This window comes from Marinitoga aeolica, assembly GCF_029910535.1.
GTDB lineage: Bacteria > Thermotogota > Thermotogae > Petrotogales > Petrotogaceae > Marinitoga > Marinitoga aeolica.
In genome coordinates this window covers 1,254,806-1,274,047 of the sequence record NZ_CP069362.1, presented here as the reverse complement: position 1 = coordinate 1,274,047, position 19,242 = coordinate 1,254,806, and the positions used below count along the sequence as shown (strand labels likewise).

At 28.3% G+C, this 19,242-nt stretch carries 16 protein-coding genes and 1 tRNA gene; 3 read left to right on the top strand and 14 right to left on the bottom strand.

Features of this window, described 5'->3' with window-relative positions:
- Window position 1: 1 nt before the first annotated feature.
- From JRV97_RS05990 to gatB, 3 genes are read left to right on the top strand one after another with little or no spacing between them, the layout of a single operon-like run.
- Window positions 2-1,519 (top strand): HD domain-containing protein, encoded by a 1,518-nt coding sequence (locus JRV97_RS05990; protein WP_280997173.1) that lies wholly within the window; start codon window positions 2-4, stop codon window positions 1,517-1,519.
- Window positions 1,513-2,883, top strand: a complete 1,371-nt coding sequence (gatA, locus tag JRV97_RS05985; protein WP_320415405.1) for an Asp-tRNA(Asn)/Glu-tRNA(Gln) amidotransferase subunit GatA — start codon at window positions 1,513-1,515, stop codon at window positions 2,881-2,883. Before JRV97_RS05990 ends, gatA begins: the two co-directional genes overlap by 7 nt.
- Complete coding sequence (gatB, locus tag JRV97_RS05980) at window positions 2,873-4,306, top strand: Asp-tRNA(Asn)/Glu-tRNA(Gln) amidotransferase subunit GatB (RefSeq protein WP_280997169.1); 1,434 nt, start codon at window positions 2,873-2,875, stop codon at window positions 4,304-4,306. Before gatA ends, gatB begins: the two co-directional genes overlap by 11 nt.
- A gap of 345 nt (window positions 4,307-4,651) precedes the next feature.
- On the opposite strand, the gene JRV97_RS05975 is transcribed toward gatB, so the two are convergent.
- From JRV97_RS05975 to JRV97_RS05910, 14 genes are all read right to left on the bottom strand, one after another.
- Window positions 4,652-4,726, bottom strand: a tRNA-Asn gene (locus tag JRV97_RS05975).
- Window positions 4,727-5,177: 451 nt separating this feature from the next.
- Window positions 5,178-6,542 (bottom strand): N-acetylmuramoyl-L-alanine amidase family protein, encoded by a 1,365-nt coding sequence (locus JRV97_RS05970; protein ID WP_280997167.1) that lies wholly within the window; start codon window positions 6,540-6,542, stop codon window positions 5,178-5,180.
- Between the two features lie 2 nt (window positions 6,543-6,544).
- Window positions 6,545-7,366, bottom strand: coding sequence for a M23 family metallopeptidase (locus tag JRV97_RS05965; protein WP_280997165.1), 822 nt, complete (start codon window positions 7,364-7,366; stop codon window positions 6,545-6,547).
- Complete coding sequence (locus JRV97_RS05960) at window positions 7,366-8,415, bottom strand: protein-glutamate methylesterase/protein-glutamine glutaminase (RefSeq protein WP_280997163.1); 1,050 nt, start codon at window positions 8,413-8,415, stop codon at window positions 7,366-7,368. Before JRV97_RS05960 ends, JRV97_RS05965 begins: the two co-directional genes overlap by 1 nt.
- Window positions 8,405-8,848, bottom strand: coding sequence for a diacylglycerol kinase family protein (locus JRV97_RS05955; RefSeq protein WP_280997161.1), 444 nt, complete (start codon window positions 8,846-8,848; stop codon window positions 8,405-8,407). Before JRV97_RS05955 ends, JRV97_RS05960 begins: the two co-directional genes overlap by 11 nt.
- A complete protein-coding gene (locus JRV97_RS05950) occupies window positions 8,848-9,441 on the bottom strand; it encodes a 2-oxoacid:acceptor oxidoreductase family protein (protein WP_280997159.1) in 594 nt (197 codons plus the stop codon). The genes JRV97_RS05955 and JRV97_RS05950 overlap by 1 nt, the downstream gene beginning before the upstream one ends.
- A complete protein-coding gene (locus JRV97_RS05945) occupies window positions 9,438-10,265 on the bottom strand; it encodes a 2-oxoacid:ferredoxin oxidoreductase subunit beta (protein WP_280997158.1) in 828 nt (275 codons plus the stop codon). Before JRV97_RS05945 ends, JRV97_RS05950 begins: the two co-directional genes overlap by 4 nt.
- Window positions 10,266-10,280: 15 nt before the next feature.
- Window positions 10,281-10,784: a deoxycytidylate deaminase gene (locus JRV97_RS05940; protein ID WP_407081574.1), complete on the bottom strand. Its 504-nt coding sequence runs from the start codon at window positions 10,782-10,784 to the stop codon at window positions 10,281-10,283.
- A complete protein-coding gene (gene hemW / locus JRV97_RS05935; RefSeq protein WP_280997154.1) occupies window positions 10,774-11,919 on the bottom strand; it encodes a radical SAM family heme chaperone HemW in 1,146 nt (381 codons plus the stop codon). The genes JRV97_RS05940 and hemW overlap by 11 nt, the downstream gene beginning before the upstream one ends.
- Window positions 11,909-12,748 carry a hypothetical protein gene (locus JRV97_RS05930; RefSeq protein ID WP_280997152.1) on the bottom strand — a complete coding sequence of 280 codons (840 nt, stop codon included), beginning with the start codon at window positions 12,746-12,748 and terminating at the stop codon, window positions 11,909-11,911. Before JRV97_RS05930 ends, hemW begins: the two co-directional genes overlap by 11 nt.
- A 48-nt stretch (window positions 12,749-12,796) precedes the next feature.
- Window positions 12,797-14,449: an AAA family ATPase gene (locus JRV97_RS05925; RefSeq protein WP_280997150.1), complete on the bottom strand. Its 1,653-nt coding sequence runs from the start codon at window positions 14,447-14,449 to the stop codon at window positions 12,797-12,799.
- 48 nt (window positions 14,450-14,497) lie between these two features.
- Window positions 14,498-16,024, bottom strand: coding sequence for an AAA-like domain-containing protein (locus JRV97_RS05920; RefSeq protein ID WP_280997149.1), 1,527 nt, complete (start codon window positions 16,022-16,024; stop codon window positions 14,498-14,500).
- Window positions 16,025-16,092: 68 nt separating this feature from the next.
- On the bottom strand, window positions 16,093-17,619 hold the full coding sequence (locus JRV97_RS05915) for an AAA-like domain-containing protein (RefSeq protein WP_280997147.1): 1,527 nt from the start codon (window positions 17,617-17,619) through the stop codon (window positions 16,093-16,095).
- 68 nt (window positions 17,620-17,687) lie between these two features.
- On the bottom strand, window positions 17,688-19,217 hold the full coding sequence (locus JRV97_RS05910) for an AAA-like domain-containing protein (RefSeq protein ID WP_280997145.1): 1,530 nt from the start codon (window positions 19,215-19,217) through the stop codon (window positions 17,688-17,690).
- Between the last annotated feature and the right edge of the window lie 25 nt (window positions 19,218-19,242).

Genomic DNA, 19,242 nt, shown 5'->3' with positions numbered 1-19,242 from the left:
AATGGAAAATCTATACTTTAAAGTATCGAGGGATCCTATATATTCTGAAATTTTTATCTATCCTTTAGAAATAGTAATAGCAGATACACCATTGGTTCAAAGATTAAGATATCTCAGCCAATTAGCAGGGGCAGAATATGTATATCCAAGCGCCACACATACAAGATTTAGCCATTCGCTTGGTGTAATGCATATTTCTGGATTATATGCAAAAAAACTTTTTGAAAATAATCACCAAAAAACCAGGATTTTGAGATTGGCTGGATTATTACATGATTTAGGACACGGACCATATAGTCATCAATTTGATGATGTTATATATAAAAGAATGGGACTTAAAGACGGCCACGATGAATATAGAAAAAAAATATTAAATACAAAATTAATAGATCAAGCATATGAAGTATATAATAAATTAAATGATCCACGAACAAAAAAAGATTTTTTAAAAGATTTATCTCTTACATTAAATAAAGATATTAAAGATAAAGAAAAAGATATAAAAGATGGTTTAAAAGAAGTAATGAGTATGATAAATGACCTATTCGAAGCAGAAAATACTGGTGGTAGCCCTGAATTCAATATTGTCCAAGGCCCTTTAGGTGCAGATAGACTGGATTTTGTATTAAGAGATTCATATTATGCAGGAACAAGAGATTTCGGAACAGGAGATTTAGATAGAATAATTAGAAATGCTTCAATAAAAACTGTAAATGGAAAAGAAAAGTTATGTTATAACATAAAAATTATTGATAATATTTATACCGTATTATTTGCAAGATTTATGATGTATAAAAATGTATATTTCCACAAAACCTCAAGAGCTGCAGACCAGATGATCCAGGAAATATTAAGATTAGCTGATGATATACTTGATTTAAAAGAAAGAGTACGCAATCTTGATAAATTCAATTCATTAACGGATCAAAGAATAATCAATGAAATAGAAATAGTATATGAACAATTGTATGAAAAGAAAGATAATGAATTATTCAATATAAGCCCAGAATTAATGCAAAAAGCTGATAAAGTAGCCAGAGCCCATGAATTGGTAAAAAGATTAAAATCAAGAGATTTGTGGAAATTATTAATAGAAATTCCATTTTCCACTACAGGATTAGATCCATCTGTTATCAGCGTAAGCGTTGCAGAAAACGTCTTAAAACAATTAAAAGAAAATATTGAAAAAGTTATGAAAACAGATATTTCTAAAGAAGATAAACAGGAATTATCTTATATTTTAGATAATTTTGATAATCTTTTCATCATAGACACACCATATAAACTCGCCTTAATGCATCCAAAAGAATTTTTATCAACAGACGTATCAATACTTGATTATAATGGTGATGTATTAAGGTTTGACGAAGTATTTGAACGATATCCTGCTTATAAATTTATGGAAAGCAATTTAATTCAAATTTCAAGAATTTATCTTACCGAAGATAAACGTGAAATATTAAAAAGATTAAATTTAATACCAAAAGTTGGTGGGATCAATATTACAACAAGATGGTAAGGAGGAATCAAATGAAAAATTTTAAATTTGATATTGAAAAAGCAAAAAAAATTAATGAAAAGATAAATGCTGTATTAGAATTCACTACAGTAGAAGGAAATAAAGAAGGAGAATATTACTCAACACCTTTTTTAGTTAAAGATAACATTCAAGTATTAGGTACAAAAAATACATGTGGCTCAAAAATATTAGAAAATTATAATTCAACATATACAGCAACTGCTGTTCGAAAATTGTTAAATGCAGGATTTACGGTTGTTGGAAAAACAAACCTTGATGAATTCGCAATGGGAGGTTCTAATGAAAATTCCGCATTTGGTCCTGTAAAAAATCCATGGGACCTGGAAAGAATCCCTGGTGGTTCAAGTGGTGGATCTGCAGCAGCAGTTGCAGCAAAAATGGTTCCATTTGCATTAGGATCAGATACAGGCGGATCAGTAAGACAACCAGCTTCCTTTTGTGGAATTGTTGGCTATAAACCCACATATGGAGCTATTTCAAGATATGGATTATCAGCATTTGCATCATCATTAGATCAAATAGGAGTTTTAGCAAATAATGTTGAAAATGCTGCGATTGTGGTAGAAACAATGAGTGGTAAAGATGAAAAAGATTCAACATCTTTGGATATAAAATGGGATTTAACCTCACAATTAAATAATAAATTAGAAAAACTAAAAGTCGCTGTTCCAAAAGAAGTATTTGAATTAGATGGAATAGATGAAGATGTTCTAAACAAATTCAAAGAAAATATTGAAACATTAAAGAAAAACGGTGTGGAAATTGAAGAAATAAATATTCCTCATTTAAAATATACTGTATCAATTTACTATATTATAGCCCCATCTGAAGCAAGTTCTAATCTTTCAAGATATGATGGTATGAGATATGGCTTAAGAGATGAAAAAGAATCATTAAAAGAAACTTATATGCAAACAAGAGACTCAGGTTTTGGAATAGAGGTTAAAAGAAGAATATTCATGGGAGCATTTACATTGAGTTCTGCATATTATGATGCATATTTTGCAAAAGCAGCAAAAATTAGAAATTTATTAAATCAGGATTTTGAAAAAGCCTTTGAAAAATATGATGCAATTTTAACTCCAACATCACCAACATTACCACCAAAAATTGGTGAATTAAAATCACCTTTACAATACTACTTAATGGATTTATTTACAATACCAGCAAATATGATTGGAGCTCCTGCAATTAGTATTCCAGCAGGAAAAATAAATGACTTGCCATTTGGAATTCATTTAATTTCCAAACCTTTAAACGATGCTAAATTATTAAGAATAGCAAAACAATTTGAAGATATTTTTGGAACTTTAGAACTACCGGAGGTGAATTATGAAATATAAAACAACAATTGGCCTTGAAATACACACTCAACTACTAACAAAAACCAAAGCATTTTGTTCCTGTTCTGCAAACGCTTTTGAAAGCGAACCAAACACAAATATCTGTCCTGTATGTACAGGACAACCTGGTGCATTGCCAGTATTCAATGAAGAAGCATTAAATTTAGGAATAAAAGCAGCCATTGCTTTAAATGCAGAAATCAATGAATATTCAAGGTTTGATAGAAAAAATTATTTCTATCCTGACCTTCCTAAAGGTTATCAAATTACACAATATTTTTATCCTTTGGCAAATAATGGATATATAGAAATAGATGGAAAAAAAATAAGAATACAAAGAATGCATTTAGAAGAAGACTCTGGAAAAATGTTCCACGAAGGGGAAGACCTGGAAAATGCTTCATATAGTTATGTTGATTATAACAGAAGTGGTATACCTCTAATAGAAATAGTTACAGAACCAGATATAGAATCACCAGAAGAAGCAAGAAATTTCATGGAAAAATTAAGAAATATATTGAGATATGCCGGTATATCATCGGGGGATATGGAAAAAGGCGCTTTAAGATGTGATGCTAATATCTCTATAACAGATACAGAAAAAAATATACAAAGCAACAGAGTGGAAATCAAAAATATAAACTCATTTAAATTCGTAGAAAAAGCTCTCGAATACGAAAGAAATAGAATAATTGAAGCAATGGAAAAAGGGGAAAATATTCCAAAAGAAACAAGAGGCTGGAACTTCTCAACAAGATCAACATTCTCAATGAGATCAAAAGAAGAAGAAGCTGATTATAGATATTTCCCTGAACCAGACATACCACCAGTTATTGTTACCCAAGAAAAAATTGAAGAAATTAGAAAAACTATGCCAGAAATGATAGATGAAAAAGCTAAAAGATTTGTTGAACAATACAAAATAAAAGCATATGATGCAGAAATTTTAGCAGGCGATAAAGAATTAGCTAATTATTTTGAAAAAGCTGCAAAAGTGGTTAAGAACCCACAATTTGTAAGTAATTTAATTATTACCGATTTAATGAGAGAAATGAATAAAAATAATATAGAATTAAAAGATGTAAAAATAAAACCAGAACATTATAAAGAATTAGAAGAATTAATAGATTCCGGAAAAATATCAACAAAAATAGCAAAAGATGTATTTGTAGAAATGTTTGAAAATGGAAAAATGCCATCAGAAATTGTTAAAGAAAAGGGATTAGAACAAATTGATGATGATTCTGTAATAGAAGAAATTGTAAGAAAAATTATTGAAAGCAATCAAAAACAATATCAACAATATAAAAATGGTAAAACAAAATTATTTGGTTTCTTTGTTGGTCAGGTTATGAAAGAAACAAAAGGAAAAGCTAATCCGCAAAAAGCTAATCAAATAGTTAAAAAATTATTAGATGAATAACGGGGCTAATGCCCCGTTATTTTTGTCAAAAGCCTAAAAGGCAGCTTTTGCTGCCTTCAGTTTGTAGACAAAGTACAAAATAAAATATTCAAAATAATATTCGTTCATCCGGTGAAAATTCTTATTCCTCAAAAATGCTCATTCTTGCCTGTCGCTCAAACTCACATCCGTGTTCGGTTTTGATTAGTATTGATAGTTTTGGAGGTGGAAACTATGAAAAAATTGAAACGATTACCAATATACAGAATAGAAAAAATTATAAAAGTTGCAATTGCTTTTGATAAGAAAAATGTAGAAATCATTATTAAATAAAAACAAGTCCAGCTTTCGCTGGACTTGTGGTTATGGCTCCGGCGGAGGGATTCGAACCCCCAGCCTAGTGGTTAACAGCCACCCGCTCTACCGTTGAGCTACGCCGGAACAACTTCCGAGGTATATTATAACATAAGAAATGTTATAAATCAAGAAAATTTTTCGCTACTAAATTGTTAATTTTATCTATACCGATATTTCTTTGATCAATATTTTAACTTACTTTTATACTGTCAAAAAAGTTTAAAAGTTGTGAAGATTCGAAGATTGCCTAAAAAAATGTGAATGGAGTTGAATATATTGGAATTCAAAAATAAAACGAATGAAAACTCGATGATTGCCTAAGCTTCGCTTCGCGAAATTTTAAATATTATAAACTAAAATAATTGCTTTATTTATAACCTATATTTTTTATTTTATTTTTTTTATATGTAACCCTTTATCTATTTTTAATGCTGCGCATTAAAAATATGTTTGAGTTTTATTTTGATTCCAACTTTGAGGATTTAGAATTTCCACCTGGTGAAGAGCATTATTTTATAATTTTCTTCATTCTAATTTATTTTATATTAAAATACTCTAATATAGAATTTGCAATTATCTTTGCAAAAAGATCAACATATTTCCCTGACATAAAATTAACCTCAACTGTAGGATTAGATAAAAACTCAAGTTCAAAAAGAACAGCTGGACATTTTGTATAAGCTAAAACTGCAAATTCTGCGGCTTTAATAGACCTAAAAGGAATTTTATTTTCTTTTACATGTTTTTTTAAAAGTTCAGCCATTTTTTTACTTTCTGGTATAGAATTCTTCTTTTCAACAACCCTTGATTCTATAATATCCTTATTATCATTCATATCTAAGTTTTCTTTTCTGGCTATCTTCCTTGCATATTTGTCATCAGAAAATGCAAAATAATATATTTCCGATCCTCTAATACTTCTATTTTCAAGATAAGAATTCAAATGAATACTAACAAACAAATCTGCATGTAAATCATTTGCTATTTTTGCTCTATTATATAATTCAATAAATTTATCCGTATCTCTTGTCAAATATACCCTTATATTTTTATTCTTCTTTAATAATTCTTTAGTTTTTAAAGCAACCTTCAATGCCATGTCTTTTTCTTTTGTCCCAAGATATCCCATTGTTCCAGGATCAAAATCTCCATGTCCAGGATCGAGAACCACTACTGGTTTGGTAAAGTCCTCAGTCATTTCTATGTCAAGAATAATTCTTCCATTTTCTTCTATTTTTGTATATTTTTTTGCTTCAGCACCAAGGATTATAGTCACCCATATTTCTTTTTGTGAATGCTGCATAGCCTTAATTCGGCTCAAAAATTTATTATTGAATTCCTTAGAAAATGAAACTTCAGGTATTTCTACTCCATGAACCTTAATTAAATACCCGGGAACAGAAGTTAAAGGATAAACTTCATATTTTTCTGGTTGCGAAGAAAATTCCATTATAACTCTGAGTTTATCATTTACCAAAAAACCGTCTATACTTTTTAATTTTGCAAGTTTATAATTCAAATAATATCCTTTGGAATTTTCAAAGTATTCAAGATTTGCCAACTTTGCAAGAACACTCACCTTTACAAAATATGTTTTATTTTGAAAAATAAAATCATCAAAATCCAAAGCTACACTTTCTGATGAATTAATAATGGCAATTCCAGCTTTTGGGAAAACAACAGCAGACCATGTATCATCAAATTTGATAATAAACAGATTTTCTGAAGTTCCCATAATATTATAGCCAAGCTTTTCCAAATAAGAAATATTGAGAAAAACTTTTTTGTTTTTCTCAATATAGTTATTTTTATCAACTTTTTTCCATTGAAGAAAAAGGTCTTTAGAAAATACAAAAGATACTAATAATGCTAAAATCATTAAAGTTATTTTCTTTTTCATTCTCAATTACCACCCATATAATGTTTTTCTATTGGAACATGTGCATATTTAAACCCAGGTAATAATCCCATTGGGTCTACTGATTTATCAGCCAGTGTTCTCACTTCAAAATGAACATGGGGACCTGTGGATATACCTGTAGAACCAACTCTACCAATTAATTCACCCTTTTTTACTATCTCTCCAGGAACAGCCAATGCTTTTGACATATGAGCAAAAATATAATAATGACTGCCAGCTTTAATTTTTACATATATACCATACCCTCTATCTTTTTTCACTTCAACAACTTTCCCCGTAACAGCAGATAAAATTGGTAATCCTTCACTTAAAGCAATATCAATTCCAGAATGAAACCTTCTGTCATGATATATTGGATGTATTCTCCAACCATATAATGAAGTTAATTCTCCCCATACTGGCCACGAAACAGCAACATTTCTATTAAAACTCAATCCTATATATTCATATGGAATTTCCAATTTTTGTCCTATATATAACAAATTTGGATTTTGTATATTATTATATTCCGCTATTAAACTCGCATCTGAAAAAAACGTTTTAGCTATATAACTCAAACTATCTCCAGATTTAACACTATATACATATACTGGCTTTTCTGGTATAATTAATTTTTCTCCAGCATATATATATTTTCTGTATGCATATTCAGGATTATAATCAATAATAATAGATAATGGTATATTGAGCTTGAACGCAATCTTTTCCAAAGAGTCACCACTTTGAATGGTATAAGTATATGTTTTTATAGAAAAGATTAATAATGGAAAAAATAAAAATAATAAAATCAACCGTGTTTTCATCACTTTCCTCCTAACAATTCAACTATTTTTTCTGCTATATCATAGTTTGGAAGGATAAAATCTGCATAGTTTTCTTCAACCACTGCTTTGGGCATACCATATACAACACATGTTTTTGGAGATTCTGCTATAATCTTCCCACCATAATGTTTTATTTTAAATGCTCCTTTTGCCCCATCTTTTCCCATACCAGTTAAAACAGCAGCAACTATATTTCCCTTATATATTTCTGCTGCATCATTAAAGGTGAAATCAGCAGCGGGTCTTACATTATTTATCTTGTCTGACTTATCCAGATATGTATAAACCCTCGAACCATTAGCCTTTAATCCTAAATGATAATTACCCGGTGCAATATATACTGTATCAGGTTTAAGTTCTTCATTATCCTCCGCCTCTTTTACCGTTAATTCAGAAATTCTATTTAATCTATCTGCAAGTGATTTTGTAAATCCCGGAGGCATATGTTGAACTACAACAACTGGAACATTAATACCTTTAGGTAAATTAGGTATAATAGCATCTAATGACCTTGGGCCACCTGTAGATGAAGCAATCAATACTATCTTTTTTCCTCTTAAAAGGGAAGTAATTCTTGGTTTCTTGGGTCTGATTGTTACTTTTCTAGTTAATTTCGTAGGGTCAACTTTAGAAGCGCTTCTTATCTTTTCTAATAATTCATCTGCTACAGACCTGAATGTCCATGACACGCTACCAGCTGGTTTTTGTATAAAGTCAACTGCACCATTTTCAAGAGCTTCTATTGTTATTTCAGAATCCTTTGATGTTAAGCTACTTACCATAATAATAGGCGTAGGATTCTTTTTCATTATAAGCTTTACAGCTTCAAGACCATTTAATTCCGGCATTTCAACATCCATAGTTATAACATCTGGTTTTAATTCTATGGCTTTTTCCACACCTTCAAGGCCTGTTTTAGCAATTCCAATAACCTTCATATCAGATTGTTTTTCTATAATATCCTTTAAAACCATCCTCATAAATCCTGAATCGTCTACTATCAAAACTTTTATTACATCATCGGCCATTTTTTTCCCTCCCTTTAAAGAGACTTCCCATCATAATAAAAATAATAAACGCTATACCTATAATTATACCATACTTAGGTGGCCAATTAAAAACCTTACCCCCAAATATCACCACTGCAACCACAATAGAAAAAGTTGCTGCGATTAAAACCGCAGCAGCTCCTAAATCTTTTATTACACCTACAACTGGATTATAATGAGGATGTATCAAATCCATCATTTTTTCAATTAATGTATTAACCGTTTCAAGTATCAACACTATTGAAACCGAAAGGGTTATCCATAATATTTGTCCTTCATCAAGGTTTAATGTAAAAGCCAGGATAAATGCTGTTAAAGCAAATACCGTTTGAATCTTAAAATTTCTCTGTGACCTAAAAACTTCAAAAAGTCCTTTTATTGCAAAAGAAAAACTTCTCGAAAATTTTTTCATCACAATCCTCTTCCATTTTTTTCATTTGTTTTTATTTCATACTTCTTATTTGTATAGTTATACCCTATTTTTAAAGCTTTTTCATCTATTTCAAAAAATCTTGGATTAACCCGTTTTTTCATTACTTTAATCAATGTATCCAATTTCACTATTTCACAATTTTTTGCAATAGCTCCAAGTCCTATCATATTAGCTACATTGGTATTTCCTAGTTCTTCATATGCTAATTTTGATGCTGGTATTGCAACTATCTTTTTTGTAATTCTTGAAACTGTTTGTGGCAATGCTTTTATATATGAGCTATCATAGAAAACTATTCCATTGTTTTTTACCATTGACAAATGTGGAAATGCTATATCATTCATAATATATAAAACATCAAAAGCTTCTGCTTTTGGATAATCAATAACCTCGTCTGAATATAACACATCACAAAAAGACAATCCACCTCTAACTTGAGCCCCATAATGCTGTGACTGTACAACCCAATAACCTTCGCTCACAAGAGATTCTGCAAGAATAAGCCCCATAAGTATGTTTCCCTGACCACCCATACCACTAATTCTGATACTTCTTGGTTCCTTTAAATTCATTTTGCAACACCACCTAATTCTCTGGATAATTCTTCATATAGTTCAAGATATGTCTTTTTGCTTTCATTATTATAGAATTCGCCTATTACAATCTTGCCTTCTAATTCCTCGTGTGGCATATTTTTTGCTTTTGATAATGTAACTACATTTTTCTTAAAATATTCCATAAATTGAGCAGGTTTACTCATACCATTATATCTACCGAAATATGTATGACAATTAGACAATATTTCAACAACGGACATTCCTTTGTGTTTAATAGCATTTTCTATATATTTTACACTTTGTGTATAATGATACACTGTACTTCTTGCAACATAAGTAGCTCCAGAAGATATTGCCATTTTCACAGGATCAAAATTATTTTCTAAATTACCATATGGTGCTGTTGAAGCAATAGCCTCATGTGGTGTAGTTGGTGAGTATTGCCCACCAGTCATACCATAAATTGTATTATTAAATAATATTACTGTCATATCCATATTTCTTCTACATGCGTGGATAAAGTGATTACCACCTATGGCCAACATATCGCCATCTCCACCCATGACAACAACTTCTAAATCCGGCCTTGCTAACTTAACACCAGTTGCAAAAGGAATTGCTCTTCCATGCAAAGTATGCAATGTGTTAAAATCAAGATATCCTGTAACCCTGGAAGAACATCCTATACCAGAAACTACAGCAACCTTATTTTTATCTAATTTAAGGTTATATGCTGCTTCAATAAATGATTTCATTATAATACCATTACCACAACCTGGACACCAAACATTTGGTAGTCTGTCTTTTCTTACATATTCAAAATACTTTTGATTAGGCATAACACACCTCCGAATTTATTTCATCATCCTAAATTCTACACCTGTTTGTTTAAAAAATAACTTAGTTAATGCGTCAGGATAATTACCACCATATATCACTTTCTTTATCCCCGCATTAATTATTAATCTTGCACAAATAGAACATGGTTGATGTGTTACATATATTGATGCACCATCTGTTGAAATACCAAATTTAGCTGCCTGCATAAGTGCATTTTGTTCTGCATGCAATCCATAACATATCTCCTGATATTCACCGCTTTTAATATTCAAATCATCCCTAATACACCCTATTTCATTACAATGCGGAAATCCAGATGGTGGTTGATTATATCCTGTTGCCAATATCCTTTTATCTTTTACAATAACAGCTCCTACTTTCCTATGAGTACAAGAAGACCTTTCACTAACAAGAAAGGCTATTTTCATAAAATATTTGTCCCATTCCTCAGAATTATCCTTCTCTGGAAAATTCATATTCATAAAATCCGTTATATACTTTTCCACCCTATCCTTCATATCCATGTATATTTTCCCTCACTTCTAAGATTTTTTCAAATACCATTTTAGATAAATCCAGGCCCTTTTTGGACATTCTAATCCTATCATCCACTTTAATTAAGCCTGAAACCATTTGAAAAAGATTTTTGAAAAATTCTTCATATAATTTCCCATATTTTTTCTGCAACCCATCAACATTTATTCCTTCTATTAATCTCAATCCCATAAATAGTTCCTCTGTTAATTCATCAAGCTTTGAATTTTCATTATAATGATCATATGGAATTTTATTATTATTTATCATATCAAAATATTTTCTAAAATCCCATGTTTTAGTATATCTAATATTTCCAATATGTCCCCCTGCAGATAAACCAAAACCATGATAATCTTCATTATTCCAATATATCAAATTATGCTTGCATTCATATCCTTCTTTAGCCCAATTAGATATTTCATATCTTTTATAACCCATTCTTTTTAATTCATCAATCACTAAATCAAAACCATTTTCTATAAATTCATCATCTGGCAATTTCATTTTTCCTTTTTCCAATAATCTTTTCAATGGTGTATCATGATCATCATCAAAAATATAATATGAAACATGATCGGGTTTTAACCTTTCAACTAACCTTAAATTATTTTCCAGTATTTTCATATTGTCTCCAGGCAATCCCAGAATAAAATCAAAATTGATATTTGAAAAATATCTTCTCGCTAAATAATAATTCCTCTCTATAATTTCATTATTATATAATCTATTCATTGCTTTTAAAATATCATTATCAAATGTCTGTATTCCCATACTCAATCTATTTATACCAAGAGAATAATATTCATGTAATTTTTCTTCATTCAATGTTTCAGGGTTTGACTCTATTGTTATCTCTATAGGATCAAACTCACTATATAAATTATTTAATTTTCTAAATAATCTATCTATATGTTTTATACTAACATATGTTGGTGTTCCACCACCTAAAAACACCGTTTTTATTTTTCCATTATAATTAACCAAATCTATTTCTTTTAATAAATACTCAAAATATTTATCCTGAATTCTATTATTTGTTGTTGAAGGATAATCACAGTATAAACATTTTGATTTACAAAAAGGTATATGAATATATAATCCTATTTCAGTATTCAAAGAAAAAACTACCTCCATTATTTGTAATTATTATTGTAAATGGATTGTCTATATTCACTTTCGTTAAATAAGCAATAAATTTTGCATTGCTATTCATTTTTAATTGCATTCCCATATAATAATCCTTTTTATTTACCTTAAATGGCGTTTGAAAACTAAATTCAGGTGAATATTCTCCATCATATAACACACCATATGCAAAATATCCAGAAATATATTTATCATCAATTACACCTATTGGTATAGATAATGAATAACCCAAATCAGAACTTCCTATAACAAAAGGTATGGTGAAATATCTTTGTAATTGAATACCATAATTTGAAACGTTATTACCAGAACCTAAATTATCATATGAAATAGAAAAAATTGAAGCTTTTGCTACAGTTGGAACCAAAAACCTATCAAGACTTATTTTTCTTTCTTCACTACCACCTTTAAATACAGATGTATATGAATAAGAAAAACTCTTTGATATTAAATCGTTTTTATACTTTTTTACTTCCGTTGCTAACACAATAGAATCATTATTAAAATCATATCCCACATTTAAACCAAAATACCTTTCTCCTGCTTTTAATTTTATTTTCTTAAAAAACACCTTTTGATATGTAAAAAATTCATTCTTATCATTATAATTTATTCCAATACCAGGTAAATTAAAATCAGAAAAGTCTACAGGATAACTCAACCAAACTCCAATATTTGAATTATCACCAACTTCCCATATATTTTTCGAAATAGAAATATTATTTTTACTTATATCAAGATTAAAACCAAAAGCAAATAAAGAAAATATTATCATAATAATAACCATAACTTTTTTCATAACAACACCTCCAAATTTTCTTTTATCTCACAGACTACTATTATTCAATTATTTTACTATAATTTCCACATTTTTCTTATCAAAAGCAATTGCAACTTTTATTATTTTCTCTATTCCATAACTTTTTATTTCTTCTTCATATCCTTTTTCTTCTATTTGTTTTATTCCTAATTCTGCACTGTTTTTTAAATCCCCTTCTTTTATGTAATGTTTTTTGAATTCAAATATTATTCCCGGTTCTTTTTTTTCTTTTGGGATTAATATTACATCTGCTCTTCCATATCCTGCTTCTCTATTGCTTTTTACTATGTATTTTTTGCTTAGTCCCACTACCATTCCCAGTATTAATCCATGATAAAACCTTTCTGGTTCTTCTCCACTTACATCAAAATAACTTATTGTTCTTTCTACTATCTTTTTAAATGCTATTTTAAATTCTTCATAGTTTTCATGTATTAATTCCATTAATATGCTTTCATAATGTATTTTACTTTCTTTTATTATATCTACCACTGTTTTTTTGAAGAATTGTAATGTTTCTTTGTTTGTTATTTTAAGACTATATCTCGGTTCTCCTTCTTCTCCTGTATGTTTTGTCCAGGTTAAGTATCCTGTGAATAGAAATAATGTCCATATGCTTTCTTCTGTGCTTTTATCTAAATCCCCATATACTAAATTTTCATCTATACTGCTTTCTATTTCTTTTCCTTCTATTAATTCTTCTATTTTTGTTTTTACTTCTGCTGTACTCTGTCTTATTAGTTGTTTTATTAATTCATTCCCACTGCTGTTTATCCAATAGTATTTTATTTCTTTTTCATCTGCTAAATTTATTATTGAATATGGATTGTATATTTCTAATCCTCCAAAATTATATCCATTATACCATTCTATTACTTTTCCTTTTTCATATTCTAATCCATAATATCTTAATGTTTCTTCTACTTCTTTCCATGTTAATCCAAATTTGTCATTGAATAATTCACTCAATACTGTTGATGCTTGAAGATTATTTACTCCTGTAAATATGCTTTCTTTTGCTACTCTTGTTATTCCTGTTAATACTCCTTTTTCTAAATACTCATTGTCTTTTAATGCATTTCCTAATACATTTCCCATGAAATTTATAAATTCATCATAATATCCATTTAAATATGATTGTTGTATTGGCGTGTCGTATTCGTCTATTAATAATATTACTTTTTGTTTGTAATATCGGTAGAGATATTCACTTAGATTTTTTAGACTGTTCATGTATTCACTTTCGTCTGCTTTTTTAAACATTATTTTATTGTATATTTCTTTTTCTGGTTCATATAGTTTTTCCATAATTTTTTCATTTAATATATATATCTTTGTTATTTCTTCTATTATTATTTTTTTTAATAACTCTATATTATTTGCTTTAGCATCTTTAAACGTCAAATATATAACAGGATATTTATTTAAATACTTTTCTATTACCTCTTTTTCTTTCCATATCTTTAGTCCTTCAAATAAATGTTTATTATCTTGATCATTTCTAAAAAAATATTTCATCATGCTCATATTTAATGTTTTTCCAAACCTTCTTGGCCTGGTTATTAATATTACATCTCCACTTTCTATTATTTCTTTTATCAGCATACTTTTATCTATATAATACATATTATCTTCTATTATGCTTTTAAAGTCACTTCTTCCTATTGGTAATTTTTTCATCGTTTCCACCTCTGATTTTTTATTTCCATTTTTTTATTATATAATAATTCACACAATTTTCGATGGTACTTCAAAGTTCGTTTTTATAAACCATATATGCAATTTTTTATCTTCATATTTTTCCAATATATATTCAAAATCTTCTATTGAACTTGAATATACTATTAACCATCCTTCTTTTAATCTTTTTCTTTTTATGTATTCTATTAATTGTTTTTTTGCTTTTTCATATTCATTTCCTGTTATATTTGCTTTTACTTCTATTAAATATTCTTTGTTATTAAAGTTAATTAATAAGTCTATTCTTCCTCCTCCTACCTGTGTTTCTGGATATACTTTTCCTTCTCCTGCCTCTATGTATAAACTTAAAAATTGATCAAGATTATATTGATATACTCCTTCATAATAATTCCTTCCTTTAAACATTATTGCTCCTCTTTGTTTTATATATTCTATATATCTTTTCAATAATTTATTTAGTTCCAAACTTCCATCTTCTTTTATATATGGCTTTATTGTATCTTTTATAGTTGCCATATAATTCTTTTCTCCATTTATCTGTGGTTTAAATCTATCATATAATGCTTTATAGTATAACGGTACTCTTACACAACATTTTCCTTCACAATTATCTATTACTCCATTTAAGTATAAGTAATTTATTCTTTCATCATATATATTGAATTCAACACTTTCTGGTTCAAATAATATTTTCATTATTAATTCTTTTTCTTTTTCTGCTTTTGATATTATATTTGATATATTTTTATCTATATATTGATGCATAAAATCATATAATGTTTTTTCAAAATGTTTTTCTGTTATTATCTTTTCTCCTTTTGCTTTTTTTGCCACTAAATCATATGCTAATGCATTGGTTAATCCTGGTTGTCCTGCTGCATTTTCCCAAATTAGCTCTTTCACTTTATCATCAAATGTTTGCCCCGTTTCTTTTTCATGTTGGTTTAATAAGTCATATACCTGTTCTTTTGTAAAATATGGCACTTCCATATGCTCTGCTATATTAAACGGACTTGCATTGTCTTCCAATACTCCACTTAAATATCCTACACTTATTAGTATTACACTTCTTAGTTTATAACCTTGCCTTGAATGATATATATCTCTTATTACATGCAAAAATTCATTCATTAATTTTTCTTCTAATATTTCAAATTCATCTATCATTAATATTACTTCTTTTCCAAATTTTTCATTTATATCCATTATATATTCATCCAGATCGCTTATTGCTGCTATCTTTTTTGGTTCAAATTCTATCTTCATATTAAAATCAAAGAAATTTTTAATCTTTTTAGTGAATTGTTTTATAAACTTTTCTTCAATTTTTATATTCCCAAAACTTTCAAAAGATATAAATATCGGCAAATATTTGTCTTTTATTTTCTCAACTATATCATTCAAAAATGTAGTCTTTCCTGTTTGCCTTGGTGCTGATACTGTGAAGTATCTCCAATTTTCTATATGATCAATTGCTTCTTTCATCAATTCTGGTCTTTCTACATAGTAACATGTTTTTCTATCAACAGGTCCACTTGTACAGAATCGTCTCATCTTTTCACCTCCACAACTGAATTATATCACAATTCAATAACAAAACCGGGTTTTTGCCCGGTTTTATTCTATCTGATTTTTGATGGACTTTCAAAGTTCGTTTTTATAAACCATATATGCAATTTTTTATCTTCATATTTTTCCAATATATATTCAAAATCTTCTATTGAACTTGAATATACTATTATCCATCCTTCTTTTAATCTTTTTCTTTTTATGTATTCTATTAATTGTTTTTTTGCTTTTTCATATTCATTTCCTGTTATATTTGCTTTTACTTCTATTAAATACTCTTTATTATTAAAGTTTATTAATAAGTCTATTCTTCCTCCACCTACTTGTGTTTCTGGATATACTTTTCCTTCTGCGGCTTCTATGTATAAACTTAAAAATTGATCAAGATTATATTGATATACTCCTTCATAATAATTCCTTCCTTTAAACATTATTGCTCTTCTTTGTTTTATATATTCTATATATCTTTTCAATAATTTATTTAGTTCCAAACTTCCATCTTTTTTTATATATTCCCTTACTGTATCTTTTAACGTTGCCATATAATTCTTTTCTCCATTTATTTGTGGTTTGAATTTTGCATATAATGTTTTGTAATACAATGGTACTTTCACACAACATTCCCCATCGCAATTATCTATTACACCATTTAAATATAGGTATTTTATTCTCTCATCATATATTGCAAATTTTACACCTTCTGGTTCAAATAATATTTTCATTATTAATTCTTTTTCTTTTTCTGCTTTTGATATTATATTTGATATATTTTTATCTATATATACATACATAAAATCATTTAATGTTTTTTCAAAATGCTCTTCTGTTATTATCTTTTCATTTTTTGCTTTTTTTTCTACTAAATCATATGCCAATGCATTGGTTAATCCTGGTTGTCCTCCTGCATTATGCCAGATGAGTTCTTTTACTTCTTCTTCAAACACCTGCCCCGTTTCTTTTTCATGTTGGTTTAATAAGTCATATACCTGTTCTTTTGTAAAATATGGCACTTCCATATGCTCTGCTATATTAAATGGACTTGCATTATCTTCTAATATCCCACTTAAATATCCTACGCTTATTAGTATTACACTTCTTAATTTATGTAACTCTTTTTTATGATATATACTTCTTATTGCATGTAAAAAATCATTTATTATTTCAGAACTTTTAAATCTTTCAAACTCATCTATCATTAATATTATTTCTTTTCCTGTTTTCATATGTATTTCTTTTATTAAATCTTTTATTTCATCGGTAATAGTTGGTATTTTTAATTCTAAATCTATATTATGTCTATAATTAATATCTTCAATTATATCCTCTGTAAATACCTTTAGAAATTGTTGTTTGTTTTCTATATCATAACTTTCAAAGGATATGAATATAGGCAAATATTTATCTTTTGTTTTTTCCACTATTTCATTTAAAAATGTAGTCTTACCTGTTTGTCTTGGTGCTGATACTGTAAAATATCTCCATGTTTCTATTTTATCAAGTGCTTCTTCCATTATATCTAGTCTTTCTACATAATAACATGTTCTTTTATCAACAGGTCCGCTTGTACAGAATCGTCTCATCTTTTCACCTCCACAACTGAATTATATCACAATTCAATAACAAAACCGGGTTTTTGCCCGGTTTTATTCTATCTGATTTTTGATGGACTTTCAAAGTTCGTTTTTATAAACCATATATGCAATTTTTTATCTTCATATTTTTTCAATATATATTCAAAATCTTCTATTGAACTTGAATATACTATTAACCATCCTTCTTTTAATCCTTTTCTTTTTATGTATTCTATTAATTGTTTTTTCGCTTTTTCATATTCATTTCCTGTTATATCTGCCTTTACTTCTATTAAATATTCTTTGTTATTAAAGTTAATTAATAAATCTATCCTTCCTCCTCCTACCTGTGTTTCTGGATATACTTTTCCTTCTCCTGCCTCTATGTATAAACTTAGAAATTGATCAAGATTATATTGATATACTCCTTCATAATAATTCCTTCCTTTAAACATTATTGCTCCTCTTTGTTTTATATATTTTATATATCTTCTTATTAATTTATTTAAATCTAAGCTGCCATCTTCTTTTATATATGGTTTTATTGTATCTTTTATTGTTGCCATGTAACTCTTTTCTCCATTTATTTGTGGTTTGAAATGATTGTATAATTTTTTATAATATAACGGTACTTTCACACAACAATATCCATTACACTCATCTATTACTCCATTTAAATATAAATATTTTATTCTTTCATCACTTATATCAAATTCTATTTTATCCGGTTCAAATAAAATCCGCATTATTAAATCTTTTTCATTCTTTGCTTTTGATATTACATTTTCTATGTTTTTATTTATATACTTTTTCAGAAAATCATATAGTGTCTTTTCAAAGTGAGATTTTGTTACTATCTTTTCATTCTTAGCTTTTTTTGCTACTAAATCATATGCCAATGCATTGGTTAATCCAGGTTGTCCTCCTGCATTATGCCAAATGAGTTCCTTTACTTCTTCTTCAAATAATTGTCCTGTTTCTTTTTCATGTTGGTTTAATAAGTCATATACCTGTTCTTTAGTAAAATATGGAACTTCCATATGCTCTGCTATATTAAACGGACTTGCATTGTCTTCTAATATCCCACTTAAATATCCTACACTTATTAATATTACACTTCTTAATCCGTATATTTCTCTGCTGTGATATATTGTTCTTATTACATGCAAAAATTGATTCATTAATCTTTCATTATCAAACCTTTCAAATTCATCTATCATTAACACTAATTCTTTACCTTTTGTTATGTACAATTTTTCTATTGTATTCCTTATATCATCAATATTTTTTGGTGTTTTTTCAATTAATTTTTCTTCTTTATATATCTTTTTATATGACCTGTTAATATCCTCTACTAATGTTTCAAGAAAATCTTTTTCATCTTTATTCATATAACTCTCAAATGAAATAAATATAGGCAAATATTTGTCTTTTATTTTTTCCACTATTTCGTTTAAAAATGTTGTTTTTCCTGTTTGTCTTGGTGCTGATACTGTAAAGTATCTCCAATTTTCTATATGATCAATTGCTTCTTTCATCAATTCTGGTCTTTCTACATAGTAACATGTTTTCTTATCAACAGGTCCGCTTGTACAAAATCTTCTCATCTTTTCACCTCCATAACTAAATTAT

Coding starts and splice junctions, on each gene's coding strand:
- JRV97_RS05945 (WP_280997158.1), bottom strand. CDS start 10,265: ATGCCTAATCAAAAGTATTTTGAATATGTAAGAAAAGACAGACTACCA.
- JRV97_RS05960 (WP_280997163.1), bottom strand. CDS start 8,415: ATGGCCGATGATGTAATAAAAGTTTTGATAGTAGACGATTCAGGATTT.
- JRV97_RS05910 (WP_280997145.1), bottom strand. CDS start 19,217: ATGAGAAGATTTTGTACAAGCGGACCTGTTGATAAGAAAACATGTTAC.
- JRV97_RS05930 (WP_280997152.1), bottom strand. CDS start 12,748: ATGAAAAAAGTTATGGTTATTATTATGATAATATTTTCTTTATTTGCT.
- JRV97_RS05920 (WP_280997149.1), bottom strand. CDS start 16,024: ATGAGACGATTCTGTACAAGTGGACCTGTTGATAGAAAAACATGTTAC.
- JRV97_RS05925 (WP_280997150.1), bottom strand. CDS start 14,449: ATGAAAAAATTACCAATAGGAAGAAGTGACTTTAAAAGCATAATAGAA.
- JRV97_RS05965 (WP_280997165.1), bottom strand. CDS start 7,366: ATGAAAACACGGTTGATTTTATTATTTTTATTTTTTCCATTATTAATC.
- JRV97_RS05915 (WP_280997147.1), bottom strand. CDS start 17,619: ATGAGACGATTCTGTACAAGCGGACCTGTTGATAAAAGAACATGTTAT.
- gatB (WP_280997169.1), top strand. CDS start 2,873: ATGAAATATAAAACAACAATTGGCCTTGAAATACACACTCAACTACTA.
- JRV97_RS05950 (WP_280997159.1), bottom strand. CDS start 9,441: ATGAATTTAAAGGAACCAAGAAGTATCAGAATTAGTGGTATGGGTGGT.
- JRV97_RS05990 (WP_280997173.1), top strand. CDS start 2: ATGGAAAATCTATACTTTAAAGTATCGAGGGATCCTATATATTCTGAA.
- gatA (WP_320415405.1), top strand. CDS start 1,513: ATGGTAAGGAGGAATCAAATGAAAAATTTTAAATTTGATATTGAAAAA.
- JRV97_RS05940 (WP_407081574.1), bottom strand. CDS start 10,784: ATGAAGGATAGGGTGGAAAAGTATATAACGGATTTTATGAATATGAAT.
- JRV97_RS05970 (WP_280997167.1), bottom strand. CDS start 6,542: ATGAAAAAGAAAATAACTTTAATGATTTTAGCATTATTAGTATCTTTT.
- JRV97_RS05955 (WP_280997161.1), bottom strand. CDS start 8,848: ATGAAAAAATTTTCGAGAAGTTTTTCTTTTGCAATAAAAGGACTTTTT.